The sequence below is a fragment of the Pseudomonas sp. KB_12 genome (genome assembly GCF_052114545.1).
Taxonomy (GTDB): Bacteria; Pseudomonadota; Gammaproteobacteria; order Pseudomonadales; family Pseudomonadaceae; genus Aquipseudomonas; species Aquipseudomonas brassicacearum.
Genome location: NZ_JBFREY010000006.1, coordinates 455,819 through 471,598, shown reverse-complemented (window position 1 = coordinate 471,598; position 15,780 = coordinate 455,819). Strand labels below are relative to the sequence as shown.

Sequence of the window (15,780 nt, the reverse complement as noted above, 5' to 3'; positions counted from 1 at the left end):
ATGGACGAGTACGAGGCTAAAAGCCGTGATCGTCAGCTTAGAGCTTTGCAGCGCAAGGCTACAAAGTTGGGTGTCCGATTGGTTGCGGCTTAAAAAAGCTTTAAGAACAAGGGGATGGATTTTGTTTGATGAGAGCTTGCTCCCGCTGGGTGGTGTCTGTAGGAGCTGCCGAGCGAAGCGAGGCTGCGATCTTTCCACTGGCGCTTGAATTTCAAGTGAAAGATCAAAAGATCGCAGGCTTCGCCAGCTCCTACAACGCCGAGCGGGAGCAAGCTCCCTCGCCACAGGTGTTCACCTTAGACGAGGGACATGATCAGGTCATTGGATCAGCGCAATTCGTCGACCATGGCCTCGATGGTGCTCAACACATCCTTGCCCAGTTGTATCGAGCGTTTGCCAGACCAGCCGGTGATCGGGTTCGGGTGATCGTTGTGGTCCTTGAACGGCATTTCCAGGGTCAGGGACAGGCAGTCATATTTCTGGCCGACCGCGTTACAGGCCAGGGTCATGTTGGCCTGGCCCGGTTCGTCGCGGGTGTAGCCGTAAGCAGTCTGGAAGTCTTTGGTCTGATGCTTGAGATGGCTGCGAAAGCGCTCTTCAAGTTCGGCAATGCGTGGCGTGTAGCCCGGGTTGCCTTCGCAACCGGCGGTGAAGACGTGGGGGATTTCCTCATCGCCGTGAGCATCGAGGAACAGATCGACGCCGTACTTTTCCATTTGCTGCTGGACGAAAAAGACCTCGGGGCTGATTTCCGGACTGGCGTTCTGCCAGGCACGGTTGAGGTCCTGGCCCATGGCGTTGGTCCGCAGATGCCCGTGGAATGCGCCGTCCGGGTTCATGTTCGGCACCAGGTACAGATCGGCTTTGGCGAGTAACTGGTTCAGTTGCGCATCGTCATGCTGCTGGAGGCGTTCGATCACGCCCTCCATGAACCACTCGGCCATGTGCTCGCCGGGATGCTGCTGGGCGATGATCCAGACTTTGCGCCGGCCTTGCGCACCGCTGCCTTTGCGCAGCAGCTGAATGTCACGGCCTTCCACGCTTTTACCGACGGCCAATAGTTCGGTGCCGGCCTTGTGCTGCGCTTGATCGATCAGCCAATCATGTCGGCCGCGACTGTAGGGTTCGAAGTAGGCGAACCAGGCGTTGGTCTGTTCGGTCTCCAGATAAAAGCGCAGGGCGTCGCCTTCAAATTGGGTCGGAATGCGGAACCAGTTGACGTGATCGTAGGAGGCAACGGCCTGGTAGCCCGTCCAGGCCTTGTTGTAAGACGATTGACTGGCGTTAAGCAGCCGAAAGGAATACTCCTGGCCGACGTGCAGGCCGCTGGCCTTGAAGTGGAACCACTGGAAATGGGCGCTGCGGGTGTCGGGCCTGATCTTGAGCAACGACTGCAGCGGGTTGCTGATGTCGACGACCTCGATGTTGCCGCTGTCGAAATTGGCGCTGATATCAAAGGAAGATTTAGCCACGGTCACGATTCCTGGAGAGGATTTTCATGGCCATTACTGTACACGCAAGATGGGGGGAACCGAGACGATTTACGTCACGTAAACGAGGGGGCGTCCTCCCTGGACGCCGAGCCAGCTTAGAGAGTCTGCAATTGATTCTCAAGCGCTGGTTGTCGATAGTTTTCGCCTGTGTGGCGGGGCGTCTCTTGCCAACGGATATTCATTTGCTATCATCGCCGCCATCGAATTGGCAGCACCCAAAAAGACTTCATTAGCCTGAAGCCATAAGCCGAAAAATCGGCAAAAAAAGACCCGGCAAAAAGCCGGGTCAAAAACCGTGATTAGCCTGATGAGGAGATATTCCAGAAGTCCGACCTAAGGTCTTCTGGTCTATCGACTGATCTCGCGATCAGTTGGTGCAATAATAATCATTATCATTTGCAAGTCAAATGGTTTTATCGCATCGATTGGAAAATTTTTTCTCGTCGTCCGCGTTCGCGACGACATTCCCAAGTGTTATCCCTAGCGAGTCGGGTAGCGATCCAGGGATCGGTCAAGCATCACCTTGACCAGATCAATCATGTGCACCACCGAAAATGCCAGGTCACGGCTCGAACCGTTCAACTGGTTGGCGGACTCGTGGGCGGTCGCCGCCGCACAGCGCAGCAGGTCGCAGGCGTGAACAAGGGCTTCTTCTGCGCTGACGCTGTGGTTGACGTCGAAGAAACGATGTTCTGCCTGTGCCTGCGAAACACCTGGTTTCAAGTAGTAGTCGAGGGCGCGTTTGGCCGCCGGGCAATCCTGCAAGGAAGGGAATGTGCTGTCGAAAGGGCTGCCGGGTTGGTCTTTGTTGGGTGTATCCATGGTGATGAAAATCTCCGTATGTGGGGCTGAACTCCTGAATCCAGAGTAGTACTTATCGTAATTGTGACGATAATTTAAATACTACAATTTGTGTTTTGAATGGCCGGAGTCATCCACGTATCGTGCCGCACATGGATAAATGGATAGAGTTGGTCAAGGCCAAGATGAAGGAGCTGCGCATCACGCAAGTGGTGCTCGCAGAACGGTTGGGAATGTCCCAGGGCGGCGTCGGCCATTGGCTGACCAGGCGCCGGCAACCCAGTGTCGAAGACATGAACCGGGTCCTGCGGGAGCTGGGGCTGGAGTTCCTGGAAGTGGCGATGGTGATTCGCGAGCCGGACACCTCCACGGACGAAGGCATGGCCCTGGCGCAGAAGTACAACCCGTACTTCCGCTACCCGGTCAGTGAATGGCACGAGGTTGGCGAGGTTCGCGAAGGCGATCCTGGCGCCTATAGCCAGGCGCGCTACGAGCTGACGGACTACCACGCCCTGGGAGCCGCGTTCTGGCTGGTGGTGGTGGGCGACGCGATGACCGCACCCAGCGGCTTGAGCATTCCCGAGGGCATGTCGATCCTGGTGGATCCGGCCATCGAGGCGGTGCCTGGCAAACTGGTGGTCGCCTGCTTGCCCGGCAGCAGTGACGCGACCTTTCGCAAATTGATCGAAGAGAGCGGGCAGCGTTACCTGGTTCCGCTCAATCCGACTTACCCGAAAAACCTGTACACCGAGCAATGTCGCCTCATCGGTGTGGTGGTGCAGGCCACCATCAGGTTCTGACTGGATCGGCCCTGGGAGCGGGCCGATGCCTATTCTTCGAACGCCACCAGGGCGCTGCCTTCGCTGACCATTTCGCCTTCCTGGCAATACAGCGCCTTGATCACCCCGGCCTTGGGCGCACGAATGCTGTGCTCCATTTTCATGGCCTCCAGGACCACCAGTTGAGCTCCGGCCTCCACCGGTTGGCCGACACTCACCAATACCCGGACGATACTGCCGTTCATGGGCGCGGCCAGGCCACCTTGATGGCTGTGGCTGGCCTCGGCGGCGGCCAACGGGTCGTACAGGTCGATCCGGTGCAGGTCACCCGCCCATTGCAGATACAGGCTGTCGTCCTGGCGAATGGCCCGATGACTGCGGCGCAGGCCGTGGTGCTCTATCACCAGTTGCCCGCCCTCGAGTTCCGCGCAATGGGCGCTAACGTCCAGCGTCAGCGCGCGATCCTGGCCTTCGCAGCTCAGGTGCAAGGTGGTCTCCCTTGGCAGCCCCAGACGCAGCCCGGTGGTGCTGGCCCAGGGCGAGTCGGCATCATCGCAGCGCACGCGCGGTGTCAGGCTCAAGGCGAAGCCCTGGGCGGCTGCGAACCAGAATGCGTCATCCAATTCGCCCGGCTCTGGCAGCAATTGCGCCTGGTAACGTGGGATAAATCCGGTGTCCAGCTCTGCTGCCGCGAAGGCGGGGTGGGCCACGATTCGGCGCAGGAACCCGATGTTGGTTTTCAGCCCGCCAATGGCAAACTCGTCGAGCATGCTCAACAGCCGCAGGCGCGCCTGTTCACGGTCTTCACCCCAGGCAATCAGCTTGCCGAGCATCGGGTCGTAGAACGGCGAGATTTCATCGCCTTCTTCAACCCCGCTGTCGACCCGCCGACCCGGACCCTCGGCCGATTCGCGATACAACGCCAGGCGTCCTGTGGCCGGCAGGAAATCGTTGACCGGGTCTTCGGCATATAGCCGCACTTCGATGGCGTGACCGAGCAGCGGCACTTGCGCTTGAGTGATCGGCAAGGGTTCGCCCTGGGCGACGCGGATCTGCCAAGCTACCAGGTCCAGTCCGGTGATCGCTTCGGTGACCGGATGCTCGACCTGCAACCGGGTGTTCATTTCCATGAAGAAAAACTCGCCCCGCGCATCCAGCAGGAACTCCACCGTGCCGGCCCCGACGTAACCAATCGCCTGGGCTGCGCGCACGGCGGCTTCACCCATGGCCTGGCGTAGTTGCTGGGTCAGGCCGGGGGCGGGGGCTTCTTCCACGACTTTCTGGTGGCGGCGCTGGATCGAGCAATCGCGTTCGTTGAGGTACAGGCAGTTGCCGTGTTGGTCGGCAAATACCTGGATTTCCACATGGCGTGGCTTGAGCAGGTACTTTTCCACCAGCATCCGTGAGTCGCCGAACGAGGACTGCGCTTCACGCTGGGCCGAGGCCAGGGCTTCGGCCAGTTGGCTGACGTCCTCGACGACTTTCATGCCTTTGCCGCCACCGCCGGCCGTGGCCTTGAGCAATACCGGGTAGCCGATGCGCTCGGCGGCGTCGCGAAAGGTCTCCAGGTCCTGGGCTTCGCCGTGATAACCGGGCACCAGGGGCACCCCGGCGGTTTCCATCAAGGTCTTGGCCGCCGATTTGCTGCCCATGGCATCGATGGCCGAGGCCGGTGGGCCGAGGAAGATCAGCCCGGCGTTTTCAATCGCCCGGGCGAACCCGGCGTTCTCGGACAGAAAGCCATAACCGGGGTGGATGGCCTGGGCGCCGCTGACTTTCGCTGCGGCGATCAGCTTGTCGATTTGCAGGTAGCTGTCGGCGGCCTTGCTGCCGCCCAGGTCGACGCGGATGTCGGCTTCACGGCTGTGGCGGGCATCGCGGTCGGTGGCGCTGTGGACAGCAACGGTGGTCAGGCCCATGGCCTTGGCGGTGCGCATTACGCGGCAGGCGATTTCGCCACGGTTGGCCACCAGCAACGTGGTGAGGGCAGGGGCGCTCATCGACGCGGCTCCTTGTTATTCGATTCGGCTTGCCAGTTCGGCGCACGCTTTTGCAGGAAAGCCCGCAGGCCTTCCTGGCCCTCCGGGCTGACGCGGATGCGGGCGATGGCATTTTCGGTGTAGCGCCGCAGCGCCGGGGTAAGGGCGCCGTTGCCGACTTCACGCAGCAGTTCCTTGCTGGCGCGCATGGCCGCCGGGCTGTTGAGCAACAGGTTGTCGATCCATTGTTCGACTTGATAATCCAGGGCCTCGGCCGGGTAACTTTCCGACAGCAAACCGATTTCTTTCGCACGTTGCCCGTCGAAGCGTTCCGCCGTCAGGGCATAACGACGCGCGGCACGCTCGCCGATGGCCTGCACCACGAACGGGCTGATCACCGCCGGCGCCAGGCCAATGCGCACTTCCGACAGGCAGAACTGTGCTTCATCGGCGCCAATGGCCATGTCACACGCGCTGATCAGCCCCAGCGCGCCACCGAACGCGGCGCCCTGGACGACGGCCAGCGTAGGAATCTTCAGCTTGGCGAGGTTGTACATCAGCTCCGCCAGTTCCCGGGCGTCATCGAGGTTGGTGTGGTAGTCGAGCTCGGCCGATTGCTGCATCCAGGCGAGGTCGGCGCCGGCGCTGAAATGCTTGCCGCGACCGCGGATCAGCAGGAAGCGCAAGCTTGGATCGCTGCTGACGTGGTCCAGGGCCAGGATCAGCTCGCGGATCATTTCGGCGTTGAACGCGTTGTTTTTCGACTCGCGGCTGAGCCACAGGGTGGCAACGCCCCGTGGGTCGGTGTGCAGTTCGAGGGTGTTGAAGTTATCCATGGACATTCCCCGTTTACATCCGGAACACGCCGAAGCGGCTCGGTTCGATAGGCGCGTTCAGTGACGCAGACAAGGCCAGGCCCAGCACGTCGCGGGTCTGGGCCGGGTCGATGACGCCGTCGTCCCACAGCCTGGCACTGGAATAGTAGGGGTGACCCTGTTCTTCGTACTGATCGAGGATCGGTTGCTTGATCTCGGCTTCCTGTTCGGCGCTGAAGGGTTGGCCGCTGCGTTCGGCTTGTTCACGCTTGACCTGCACCAGCACGCCGGCCGCCTGTTCGGCGCCCATCACGCCAATCCGCGCGTTCGGCCACATCCACAGGAACCGCGGGTCGTAGGCGCGGCCGCACATGCCGTAGTTACCCGCGCCGAAACTGCCGCCGATGATCACGGTGAATTTCGGCACTTTCGCGCAGGCCACGGCCGTCACCAGTTTGGCCCCGTGCTTGGCGATGCCGCCGGCTTCGTATTTCTGCCCAACCATGAAGCCGGTGATGTTCTGCAGGAACAGCAGCGGGATCCCGCGCTGGCAGGCCAGTTCGATGAAGTGCGCGCCTTTCTGCGCGGCTTCGGCGAAGAGAATGCCGTTGTTGGCCAGGATCGCGATCGGGTAGCCGTGCAAGTGGGCGAAGCCGCACACCAGCGTCGTTCCGAACAGCGCCTTGAATTCGTCGAACACCGAGCCGTCCACCAGGCGCGCGATCACTTCCCGCACATCGAACGGTTGCTTGGCGTCGGCCGAAACCACGCCGTACAGCTCCTCGCCCGAGTAGAGCGGGGTAATCGGCAGACGATGCTGCAACTCGCCCTGTTTGCGCCAATTGAGGTTGGCCACGCTGCGGCGGGCCAGGGCCAGGGCATGTTCGTCGCTGTCGGCGTAATGGTCGGCCACGCCGGAGATCTTGCAGTGCACATCGGCGCCGCCCAGGTCTTCGGCACTGACCACCTCACCGGTGGCAGCTTTCACCAACGGCGGGCCGGCGAGGAAAATCGTCGCCTGCTGGCGGACCATGATCGCCTCGTCCGCCATGGCCGGCACATAAGCGCCACCGGCGGTGCAGGAACCCATGACCACGGCGATCTGCGGGATGCCCTGGGCACTCATGTTGGCCTGGTTGAAGAAGATCCGCCCGAAGTGCTCGCGGTCCGGGAACACCTCGTCCTGGCGCGGCAGGTTGGCGCCGCCGGAGTCCACCAGGTAAATGCAGGGCAGGCGATTCTGCTGGGCGATGGTCTGGGCGCGCAGGTGTTTTTTCACCGTCAGCGGGTAGTAGGAGCCACCTTTGACCGTCGCATCGTTGGCGACAATCATGCATTCGACGCCTTCCACGCGGCCGATGCCGGCAATCACGCCGGCCGCCGGCACGTCTTCGCCATAGACTTCGTGGGCTGCCAACGGGCTGATTTCCAAAAACGGCGAGCCCGGGTCCAGCAGCCGGTTGATGCGTTCACGGGGCAGCAACTTGCCCCGCGAGGTGTGCCGTTCCTGGGCCTTGGGACCGCCGCCTTGGCGAACTTGCGCGAGCAGGGTGCGCAGGGCCTCGACGTGTCCGAGCATCGCATCGCGGTTGGCGATGAACTCCGGCGAGCGCGGGTTGAGCTGAGTGTGCAGCGTGGCCATGGTCAGCTCCGTTAGCGGGTTTCGTTGAACAGTTCGCGGCCGATCAACATCCGACGAATCTCACTGGTACCAGCACCGATTTCGTACAGCTTGGCGTCACGCAGCAGACGACCGGCCGGGAATTCGTTGATGTAGCCATTGCCGCCGAGGATCTGGATCGCGTCGAGGGCCATTTGCGTGGCGCGTTCGGCGCTGTAGAGGATCACCCCGGCGGCGTCCTTGCGGGTGGTTTCGCCGCGCTCGCAGGCCTGGGCCACGGCATACAGGTAGGCGCGGCTGGCGTTGAGCTGGGTGTACATGTCGGCGACCTTGCCCTGGATCAGCTGGAATTCGCCAATGCTCTGGCCGAACTGCTTGCGGTCGTGGATGTAGGGCACGATCAGGTCCATGCAGGCCTGCATGATCCCGGTCGGGCCGCCAGAGAGCACGACGCGCTCGTAGTCGAGGCCGCTCATCAGCACTTTCACGCCACCGTTGAGTGTGCCGAGGATGTTTTCTTCCGGCACTTCGACGTCATCGAAGAACAGCTCGCAGGTGTTGGAGCCGCGCATGCCGAGCTTGTCGAATTTGTTGCTGCGGCTGAAGCCTTTCCAGTCGCGCTCGACGATGAAAGCGGTGATGCCGTGGGGGCCTTTTTCCAGGTCGGTCTTGGCGTAGATCACGTAGGTGTTGGCATCGGGACCGTTGGTGATCCAGGTCTTGCTGCCATTGAGCACGTACTTGTCGCCACGCTTGTCGGCCCGCAGTTTCATCGAGACCACGTCGGAGCCGGCGTTCGGCTCGCTCATCGCCAGGGCACCGATGTGTTCGCCGCTGATCAGCTTGGGCAGGTATTTGGTTTTCTGTTCGTGATTGCCGTTGCGGTTGATCTGGTTCACGCAGAGGTTGGAGTGGGCACCGTAGGAGAGGGCGACCGAGGCCGAACCACGGCTGATTTCTTCCATCGCCACCACGTGGGCCAGGTAGCCCAGGCCAGCGCCGCCGTATTCTTCCGGTACGGTAATGCCCAGCAGGCCCATGTCGCCGAACTTGCGCCACATGTCGGCGGGAAACAGGTTGTCGATATCGATCTGCGCTGCTCGCGGCGCCAGTTCGGCCTTGACGAAGGCCTGCACCTGGTCGCGCAACATGTCGATGGTTTCGCCGAGGGCAAAGTTCAGGGATGGGTAGCTCATGGGACACCTTTGGCTTTTTTATCGGGTGCGGAGAGTGGCGAAATCGCTCTCACCTTTACGTTAACGTAAGCCTGCGACGAGAGGCTGTCAATCGCCCTTTACGTTAACGTCAACTTGGGCCAGAGTAAGTGCGCTCGAACAGCTCTTACCCAACGCATCTGAGCATGAGATTCACCGCTACACCCACTAATAAAGACAAGAGGGGGCGTCATGGATCAACCCGGTTCGCATTCGCAGCACAGCTACACCCGTGGCTCCCAGGCCAAGGCTTTGCTGGCCCAGACCATCGGCGAGGTTTTCGACCAGACCGTGACGCGCTATCCCGAGGGCGAGGCGTTGGTGGTTCGCCATCAATCGCTGCGTTACACCTGGCAACAACTGGCCGAGGCCGTCGATCTGCACGCCCGAGCCTTGCTGGCGCTAGGCTTGAAAACCGGCGATCGCCTTGGCGTGTGGGCGCCCAATTGCGCCCAGTGGTGCATCAGCCAGTTCGCCAGTGCGAAGATCGGCGTCATTCTGGTCAACATCAATCCGGCCTATCGCGTCTCTGAGCTCGAATACGTGCTGAAACAATCCGGATGCCAATGGTTGGTGTGTGCCGGGGCGTTCAAGACCTCGGATTATCACGCCATGTTGCAAACGCTGGCACCCGAGCTGGCGGAGCAATCGATGGGCCACCTGCAGAGCGAACGCTTGCCGGATTTGCGCGGTGTGATCAGCCTCGATTCCCAGCCGCCGGCAGGTTTCCTGCCCTGGTCGCAACTGGCCGTCCTGGGTGCGGCGGTGACGCCTGCACAACTGGCCGAACGCCAATCCAGCCTGCGGTCCGATCAACCGGTGAATATCCAGTACACCTCCGGTACCACCGGCTTCCCCAAGGGCGCTACCCTCAGTCATCACAACATTCTCAATAACGGTTACATGGTCGGCGAAAGCCTGGGCCTGACGGCCGACGATCGGCTGGTGATCCCGGTGCCGCTCTACCATTGCTTCGGCATGGTCATGGGTAACCTGGGCTGCATGACCCATGGCTGCACCATGATCTACCCCAACGATGCCTTCGACCCGTTGCTGACGCTAAAGGCCGTGGCCGAGGAAAAAGCCACGGCACTGTATGGCGTGCCCACCATGTTCATCGCCCTGCTGGACCAGCCGCAGCGGGGCGACTTCGACGTGTCCAGCCTGCGCACTGGCATCATGGCCGGGGCCACATGCCCCATCGAAGTGATGCGACGGGTCATCAATGAAATGCATATGGCCGAAGTGCAGATTGCCTACGGCATGACGGAAACCAGCCCGGTGTCATTGCAGACCGGTCCTACCGACGAACTGGAACTGCGCGTAACCACCGTCGGCCGCACCCAGCCGCAGCTGGAAAGCAAAATTATCGATGAGGCCGGCAATATCGTCCCACGTGGTGCTGTCGGTGAGTTGTGTACCCGCGGCTACAGCGTGATGCTCGGTTACTGGAACAACCCCAAGGGCACCACCGATGCCATCGACCCGGATGGCTGGATGCACACCGGCGACCTGGCGACCATGGACGAGCAGGGCTACGTGCGCATCGTCGGGCGCAACAAGGACATGATCATCCGCGGCGGGGAGAATATTTACCCGCGTGAGCTGGAGGAGTTTTTCTTCACTCACCCGGCGGTGGCGGACGTGCAGGTGATCGGCATCCCGTGTTCGCGCTATGGCGAGGAAATCGTTGCCTGGATCAAGTTTCATCCCGGCCACAGTGCCTCCGAACAAGAACTGCAAGCCTGGTGCAAGGAGCGCATCGCCCACTTCAAGACGCCGCGTCATTTCAAATTCGTCGAAGAGTTTCCCATGACGGTCACCGGCAAGATCCAGAAATTCCGCATGCGCGAAATCAGCATCGAAGAACTGCGCGATAGAGAAGGCTGAGCAAGATCCCCTGTGGGCTTGCTCGCGAAGGCGGCGTCACAGTCGATGAAGATGTTGGATGGGCTGGCCTCATCGCGAGCAAGCTCGCTCCCACAGGTTTTGCGGTGTACATGGGTTTTGTGTCTGTTGAAGATCCCCTGTGGGAGCGAGCTTGCTCGCGATAGCGGTGGCTCAGCCACATAGATGCCGGCATGTGCCCCGCTCTTGCTTTGGATCTTGATCTGGACGCCCCGTTAAACCACGCTGGCCGAACGCAGGCATTGCGCAGTGGGCACCTCGGCATGGATGCCGAGGTAGCCGCGCTGGGCCATGGATGGCCCTTCGCGGCGGCCCACGGAGCAATGCCTTCGTTCGGGCATGCCGAGCCTAGGCGAGGCACCAAGTGGTGGGGCAAAGCGTTTTTGGTTACTTTTGGCGCTCTTCCAAAAGTGACCCGCTGTAAGAGCGGAACCGCCAGCCGCCATTACCGCAGCAACGGATATGTACTCAATCAACAAAATCCAGGCCACCTGTCAGGCCACCTTCGCAAGCAAGCCCCCACAAGAAAAACCCAAACCCCAGACAGCACAAAGGGGAGCCGAAGCTCCCCTTTAATTTTGTCGTCGCGTGCTCTTTTTTTATTATTGAGGGGCGGCCTGTTGTTGTTTTTGGTAGCCGTTGCCCTTTACCGCTGTTTTTGGCGATCCCCATCCGGGATCAAGAGCAAACGTATTTTTTTGAGCGCTGATCTGCTTTTTCGCCTTGCGATCCAACCGATTCGGGAGCTACCTGAAGGTAGTTTTATTGTTCTCTGCCCGGTTGCGGGTTGCTCCTGAAAGCACCCTGAAAAGCACATCCTCTCCAAAAAAATCTGTTAGCTGCGTCTCTGCCGTGTTGTTTTTGTTATGTCAGAGTCGTTTCGTCTTGTTTTTATTGGGTTTGCTGCGTTTTTTTATTCTTGTTATGCAAGAGATATAGCAGGTGGCGTGCCAACTTCTAAAAGTCTATATAAATCAATGACTTGTATTTTTTAGCTGAAAAACCTGGCGCGCCAAACCTGACAAATTGTTTCCGTGTTACTCGTTTCGCCGCTGTTACAAAGCCAGCGGTAACACCTCACTGTGCGCTGCGGGCCTTGGCGACACGCGAACCGCTAGGGCGGCCGAGGACGTCGCAGATCTGCCGACCCGCGGCGATCAGGGCGTCCAGGTCGACACCGGTTTCGATACCCAAGCCATTGAGCAGGTACAGCACATCTTCGGTGGCAACGTTACCGCTGGCGCCCTTGGCATAAGGGCAGCCGCCCAGGCCGGCGATGGAGCTGTCGAACACCGCGATGCCTTCCAGCAGGCTGGCGTATACGTTGGCCATGGCTTGGCCGTAGGTATCGTGGAAGTGTCCGGCGAGCTTGTCCCGAGGCACCTCGGCGCCCACCACCTCGAACATCCTGCGGGTGGCCCCGGCGGTGCCCGTGCCGATGGTGTCGCCCAGGGAGACCTCGTAGCAGCCCATGGCATACAGCTCCCGAGCGACCCAAGCCACTTGCTCAGGCTTGACCGCACCTTCATACGGGCAGCCCAACACGCAGGACACGTAACCGCGCACACTGACGCCGTGTTGTTTTGCGGCCTCCATGATCGGCGCGAAACGCTCCAGGCTGTCCCTGATGGAGCAGTTGATATTGCGCTGGGAGAACGCTTCGGACGCGGCGGCGAACACTGCCACCTCTTTCACGCCCGCTGCCAGTGCATCTTCAAAACCCCGCAGGTTCGGCGCCAGGGCGCCATAGGTCACCCCGGGCTTGCGCTGGATCTGCGCGAACACCTCGGCGGAACCGGCCATTTGCGGCACCCACTTGGGCGAGACGAAACTGCCGACTTCGATGTAACCCAGGCCGGCGGCGCTCAAGGCATCCACCAGGCGCACCTTGTCGGCGACGCTGATGGGTTGTGCTTCATTCTGCAGCCCGTCACGGGGGCCGACTTCGATCAGGCGTACAAAGGAGGGGAGGGACATGGGGATTGACCTGTAGTGAGTTGCCAAAGTATCGAGAACGATGCTGCCCCCTGTGGGAGCGAGCTTGCTCGCGATAGCGGCGCAACTGACATCATCCATGTTGACTGACATACCGCTATCGCGAGCAAGCTCGCTCCCACAGGGGGGAAGTGTTACTGGACGATTTCCTCGCCCTTGAGCGTCTGCTCCAGCGCCTGGATGCAGCGTTCTTCGGCGGTGTCGAGTTCCAGCTTCATCTGTTCGATGTCCAGCAATTGCTGTTCGAGCTGTTCCCGGCGCTCGGCGATTTTCGCCAGCATGCTGTGCAGCTGTTTCTGATTGCCGCTGGAGGGGTCGTAGAGTTCGATCAGCTCGCGGCACTCGGCCAGGGAAAAACCAATGCGCTTGCCGCGCAGGATCAGCTTCAGGCTGACCTTGTCCCGCGGCGAATAAATGCGCTCCTGGCCTCGTCGCTCCGGGCTCAACAGGCCTTGTTCTTCATAGAAACGGATGGCCCGGGTGGTGATATCCAGCTCACGGGCGAGGTCGGAGATGCTGTAGGTCTGGCTGCTCATGGACGCGCTCGAAACGAAAGGGGCTGGCGCTAAGCTAAAGGCAGGTTTACGTTCGCGTCAAGCAATGAGGTTTTGCACACAAAACCTGTGGGAGCGAGCTTGCTCGCGATGACGGCGGCRCATTCARCATSAATGCAAGCTGATCCACCGCYATCGCGAGCAAGCTCGCTCCCACAATTTTGATTGCCTAGACCTTGTCGAGCTTCTTCTCATGGGCCGTCACCTGCTGGCACAGCTCGATCATCTGCTCGCGCATCCAGCGGTTGGCCGGGTCCTGGTCGGTGCTTTCATGCCAGTAGAGGTGGGTTTCCACCGGCGGCACATCGTTGACGGGTAACAGGAAGGCGTGCAGATCGTGACGACGGGCAAAGCGCTCGGGGACGGTCATGACCATGTCCGTTTGTTGCAGGACCTGGGAGGCCATCAGGTAATGCTGGGAGCGCAGGGCGATTTTGCGCTGGATACCCATCTTGCCGAGGGCCAGGTCGACATAACCCAGCCCGTTGCGGCGGCTGGAAATATGCACGTGGGTCTGGGCCAGGTAATCATCGAGGCTGATTTTTTCCTTGCCCGCCAACGGATGGCCCTTGCGCATGGCGCACACGTAGCGATCTTCCATCAACTTGACGTGGCGTACCTGCGGGTCGGTGTTGAGCGGTGCGTCCACGGCGAAGTCGAGGCGGCCGGCGGCCAGCTCCTTGGTGGTTTCACGGCGCTTGGAGAGGAAGCTCTCGATCGCCACGGTGGGTGCCAGGCGACGCAGGCGCTGGAACAGCAGCGGCAGGATCACGCCTTCGGTGAGGTCGGTCATGCTGATGCGGTAGGTCTTGACGGCCTGCAACGGGTTGAAGATCCGGCTTTCCTGCACCGATACCCGCAGCAGCGACAGGGCGTTGCGCACCGGACCGATGATGTTCTGGGCCATGGGCGTCGGCACCATCCCCTGGGCGGTGCGCACGAAGAGCGGGTCGTTGAAGGTCTCGCGCAGACGCGCCAGGGCATTGGACACGGCCGGCTGAGTGATGCCGACGATCTGCCCGGCGCGGGTCAGGTTGGCTTCGGTGTAGATCGCATCGAAGACAATGAAAAGGTTGAGGTCGACCTTGCTCAGATTCATGGCGCTGCACTCTTGTTCTTGGGCTTGTTGTGAGGTGCCGGGTGGCGATGAGAATCAGTGAAACATATATCGGTGATGAATGTTAATACACGCCGAGAATAGGTTAGGTAAATTTTCGTAGCTGAACTAGCATCGATTTCATGACCTAAAACAACCTCTGCCAAGAAGGTGCTGCTCATGGATTTTGCGTATTCCCCCAAGGTTCAGGAACTGCGTGAACGCGTCACGGCGTTCATGGATGCCTACGTCTACCCGGCCGAAGCAGTGTTCGAACGGCAAGTGGCCGAAGGCGACCGCTGGCAACCCACGGCCATCATGGAAGAGCTCAAGGCCAAGGCCAAGGCAGAAGGCCTGTGGAACCTGTTTCTACCTGAATCCGAACTGGGTGCCGGCCTGACCAACCTGGAATACGCGCCGCTGGCAGAGATCATGGGGCGCTCGTTGCTGGGGCCGGAGCCGTTCAATTGCTCGGCACCGGACACCGGCAACATGGAAGTGCTGGTGCGCTATGCCAATGAAGAACAAAAGCAACGCTGGCTCGAGCCCCTGCTGCGCGGCGAGATCCGCTCGGCCTTTGCCATGACCGAGCCGGACGTTGCCTCCTCGGACGCCACCAACATGGCCGCCCGTGCCGAGCGCGACGGCGATGAGTGGGTCATCAATGGCAAGAAGTGGTGGACCTCAGGGGCCTGCGACCCGCGCTGCAAGATCCTGATCTTCATGGGCCTGAGCAACCCTGATGCGCCGCGCCATGCCCAGCACTCGATGATCCTGGTGCCGGTGGACACCCCGGGGGTCAAGATCGTCCGGCCACTGCCGGTGTTCGGCTACGACGATGCGCCTCATGGGCATGCCGAAGTGCTGTTCGAGAACGTGCGGGTGCCGTACGAAAACGTCCTGTTGGGTGAAGGACGCGGCTTTGAAATTGCCCAGGGTCGCCTTGGCCCGGGCCGGATTCATCACTGCATGCGTTCCATCGGCATGGCCGAGCGCGCACTGGAATTGATGTGCAAGCGTGCCGTCAGTCGCACGGCCTTCGGCCAGCCGTTGGCGCGCCTGGGCGGTAACATCGACAAGATTGCCGACTCGCGGATGGAAATCGACATGGCGCGCCTGCTGACGTTGAAGGCGGCGTACATGATGGACACGGTCGGCAATAAAGTGGCGAAGAGCGAAATCGCCCAGATCAAGGTCGTCGCGCCGAACGTGGCCTTGAAGGTCATTGATCGGGCAATCCAGATCCACGGTGGCGCCGGGGTCTCCAACGACTTCCCGCTGGCCTATATGTACGCCATGCAACGCACCCTGCGCCTGGCCGACGGCCCGGATGAAGTCCACCGCGCGGCCATCGGCAAGTTCGAGATCGGCAAGTACGTGCCGAAAGAAATGCTGCGTAGCAAGGGCTAGGATCTGGCCCACCACGGGCCTCTGTGGGAGCAAAGCTTGCTCGCGATAGCGGTGGGTCAGCTTGCATCAATGTGGGAGGTGCCACCGCCATCGCGAGCAAGCTTTGCTCCCACAG

12 protein-coding genes are annotated in these 15,780 nt (G+C 60.7%); 3 read left to right on the top strand and 9 right to left on the bottom strand.

Features of this window, described 5'->3' with window-relative positions; translation table 11 throughout:
- Positions 1-326: 326 nt before the first annotated feature.
- Together AB4Z20_RS06735 and AB4Z20_RS06730 are read right to left on the bottom strand one after the other, a co-directional pair.
- Positions 327-1,478, bottom strand: coding sequence for a M14 family metallopeptidase (locus AB4Z20_RS06735; RefSeq protein WP_442089568.1), 1,152 nt, complete (start codon positions 1,476-1,478; stop codon positions 327-329).
- 495 nt (positions 1,479-1,973) lie between these two features.
- Complete coding sequence (locus AB4Z20_RS06730; protein ID WP_253473125.1) at positions 1,974-2,315, bottom strand: DUF6124 family protein; 342 nt, start codon at positions 2,313-2,315, stop codon at positions 1,974-1,976.
- Positions 2,316-2,446: 131 nt separating this feature from the next.
- Between AB4Z20_RS06730 and AB4Z20_RS06725 the strand changes: the two genes are divergently transcribed.
- Positions 2,447-3,094 carry a LexA family protein gene (locus AB4Z20_RS06725; protein ID WP_046064773.1) on the top strand — a complete coding sequence of 216 codons (648 nt, stop codon included), beginning with the start codon at positions 2,447-2,449 and terminating at the stop codon, positions 3,092-3,094.
- Positions 3,095-3,123: 29 nt separating this feature from the next.
- Here AB4Z20_RS06725 and AB4Z20_RS06720 read toward each other — a convergent pair whose 3' ends face one another.
- From AB4Z20_RS06720 to AB4Z20_RS06705, 4 genes are read right to left on the bottom strand one after another with little or no spacing between them, the layout of a single operon-like run.
- Positions 3,124-5,073, bottom strand: coding sequence for an acetyl/propionyl/methylcrotonyl-CoA carboxylase subunit alpha (locus tag AB4Z20_RS06720; protein WP_442089567.1), 1,950 nt, complete (start codon positions 5,071-5,073; stop codon positions 3,124-3,126).
- Positions 5,070-5,888 (bottom strand): gamma-carboxygeranoyl-CoA hydratase, encoded by an 819-nt coding sequence (locus AB4Z20_RS06715; protein WP_018602285.1) that lies wholly within the window; start codon positions 5,886-5,888, stop codon positions 5,070-5,072. Before AB4Z20_RS06715 ends, AB4Z20_RS06720 begins: the two co-directional genes overlap by 4 nt.
- Positions 5,889-5,901: 13 nt before the next feature.
- Complete coding sequence (locus AB4Z20_RS06710; RefSeq protein WP_253473131.1) at positions 5,902-7,509, bottom strand: carboxyl transferase domain-containing protein; 1,608 nt, start codon at positions 7,507-7,509, stop codon at positions 5,902-5,904.
- An 11-nt stretch (positions 7,510-7,520) separates the two neighbouring features.
- The gene (locus AB4Z20_RS06705; RefSeq protein ID WP_014339274.1) at positions 7,521-8,684 is read right to left on the bottom strand and encodes an isovaleryl-CoA dehydrogenase; all 1,164 of its coding nucleotides are present in this window, start codon (positions 8,682-8,684) and stop codon (positions 7,521-7,523) included.
- 210 nt (positions 8,685-8,894) lie between these two features.
- On the opposite strand from AB4Z20_RS06705, the gene AB4Z20_RS06700 reads away from it, so the two are divergent.
- The gene (locus AB4Z20_RS06700; RefSeq protein WP_253473134.1) at positions 8,895-10,592 is read left to right on the top strand and encodes an AMP-binding protein; all 1,698 of its coding nucleotides are present in this window, start codon (positions 8,895-8,897) and stop codon (positions 10,590-10,592) included.
- A 1,095-nt stretch (positions 10,593-11,687) separates the two neighbouring features.
- Here AB4Z20_RS06700 and AB4Z20_RS06695 read toward each other — a convergent pair.
- The 3 genes from AB4Z20_RS06695 to AB4Z20_RS06685 form a co-directional block, all read right to left on the bottom strand.
- Positions 11,688-12,587, bottom strand: coding sequence for a hydroxymethylglutaryl-CoA lyase (locus AB4Z20_RS06695; RefSeq protein ID WP_442089566.1), 900 nt, complete (start codon positions 12,585-12,587; stop codon positions 11,688-11,690).
- Positions 12,588-12,739: 152 nt separating this feature from the next.
- Positions 12,740-13,141: a MerR family transcriptional regulator gene (locus AB4Z20_RS06690; RefSeq protein ID WP_072346631.1), complete on the bottom strand. Its 402-nt coding sequence runs from the start codon at positions 13,139-13,141 to the stop codon at positions 12,740-12,742.
- Positions 13,142-13,328: 187 nt separating this feature from the next.
- Positions 13,329-14,258 (bottom strand): LysR family transcriptional regulator, encoded by a 930-nt coding sequence (locus tag AB4Z20_RS06685; protein ID WP_003200002.1) that lies wholly within the window; start codon positions 14,256-14,258, stop codon positions 13,329-13,331.
- 177 nt (positions 14,259-14,435) lie between these two features.
- Between AB4Z20_RS06685 and AB4Z20_RS06680 the strand changes: the two genes are divergently transcribed.
- Positions 14,436-15,665, top strand: coding sequence for an acyl-CoA dehydrogenase (locus AB4Z20_RS06680; protein WP_018611522.1), 1,230 nt, complete (start codon positions 14,436-14,438; stop codon positions 15,663-15,665).
- Positions 15,666-15,780 lie beyond the last annotated feature (115 nt).